The sequence below is a fragment of the Melaminivora alkalimesophila genome (assembly GCF_000282995.1).
Classification (GTDB): domain Bacteria; phylum Pseudomonadota; class Gammaproteobacteria; order Burkholderiales; family Burkholderiaceae_C; genus Melaminivora; species Melaminivora alkalimesophila.
This window is the reverse complement of the sequence record NZ_ALEE01000789.1, coordinates 1-1,561: the sequence shown is the minus strand read 5'-3', so window position 1 is coordinate 1,561 and position 1,561 is coordinate 1. Positions and strand designations below refer to the sequence as shown.

Here is a 1,561-nt window from a genome sequence, read left to right as displayed (position 1 = left end):
GCCCCCGCCAGCGGCTCGAACGGGTCTGAGCACGCCGCCGGGGGCATGGGTCAGGGCCGGCGGGCCGACACCCGCGTCTTGGCGGAAGTGCGCGTGGGCGCCGAAGCACTGCGTGCCGGCGTGCGCGTGGCCTTGGCGGCACGCGCGGGCGCAGCGGCGCGCGCCACCGGTTGCTTGGCGTTGGTGCGGGCAAGCGATGTGGGCGCCAGGCGCACCGGCAAGTACATGGTCACGGCTTCCCCGGGCTTGAAGCGGCCCGAGGGCTTGACGTCGTTCCAGTCGGCCACGTCGGCGGCGCTGACCTGGTAGCGGCGTGCGATGGCGGCCACGGTCTCGCCGCGCTTGGCCGCGCGCACGGTGGTGCGGCGCGTGACAATCTCCGGCGCGAAGGCGATCTGGCCATTGTCGGCGAGGTGGCTGGACACGTCCTGGCGCGTGGTGGCGGCGCGCGGCACCATCAGCGCCGAGCCGGCCTTGATCATCATGCGCGGCGGGATGCCGTTGACCTGGCGCAGGTCGGCCTCGCTCATGCCGGTGCGCTGGGCAGCGGCGGCGACGGACATGGTGCTCGGCACCGTCCACACGGTCCAGCTGGCGTACTGGCCTTCGCTGTAGGCCTCCAGGTTGCGCCGAAAGACCTGGGCGTTGTCCCAGGGCAGGAGGATGCGCGGCATCCCGGCGGCAAGGATCACGGGGCGGTGCAGCGAGGGATTGAGCGCGCGGAAGTCTTCCTCGCGGATGCCCGCCAGGCTCGCGACCAGCGAGACATCGATGTCGCGCGTGATCTCCACGCTCTGGAAGTAGGGATGGTTCAGGATCAGCGGCAGCTCGACGCCAAAGCGCTCCGGGTCGGCGACGATGTTCTTGACGGCCTGCAGCTTCGGGACGTACATGCGCGTCTCGCCGGGCATGCTGAGGTCGGCGTAGCCGGTCGGCAGGCCCTGCTTCTCGTTGCGCGCGATGGCGCGCGAGACGCTGCCCTCGCCCCAGTTGTAGGCTGCCAGCGCCAGGTGCCAGTCGCCGAACATGCCGTAGAGCTTTTGCAGGTAGTCGAGCGCCGCGCGCGTGGAGGCGAGCACGTCGCGCCGGTCGTCGCGAAAGGCGTTCTGCTTCAGGTCGAAGTAGGTGCCGGTGGCGGGCATGAACTGCCACATGCCCGCGGCCTTGGCGCTGGAGACCGCCTGCGGGTTGAAGGCGCTCTCGATGTAGGGCAGCAGCGCGAGCTCCGTCGGCATGTTGCGCCGCTCCAGTTCCTCGACGATGTGGAACAGGTACTTGCGCGAACGCTCGGTCATGCGCTGCATGTAGTCGGGGCGGCTGGCATACCACTGCTCGCGGTCACGCACCAGCTCGCTGTCGAAGTCGGGCATGGCAAAGCCGCGGCGGATGCGGTCCCACAGGTCGGCCGGGGCGTCGATGCCCGCCACGGTGTGGCTGCTGGCGGTGCCGGGGGTGATGGGGCGCAAGGGCCCGGCGGGGTAGAGCGGGGAATGGCCCTCGCCCTGGGCCGCGGTGGCGCTGGGCGCCTCGGGGTTGGCGGTGGTGGCGCAGCCGGCCAGCC

Annotated in this window: 1 protein-coding gene; it reads right to left on the bottom strand. The window is 71.3% G+C overall.

The features are described from left to right. Positions 1 to 50: 50 nt before the first annotated feature. Positions 51 to 1,559, bottom strand: coding sequence for a transglycosylase SLT domain-containing protein (locus tag A612_RS15235; RefSeq protein WP_051001525.1), 1,509 nt, complete (start codon positions 1,557 to 1,559; stop codon positions 51 to 53). Positions 1,560 to 1,561: the final 2 nt, after the last annotated feature.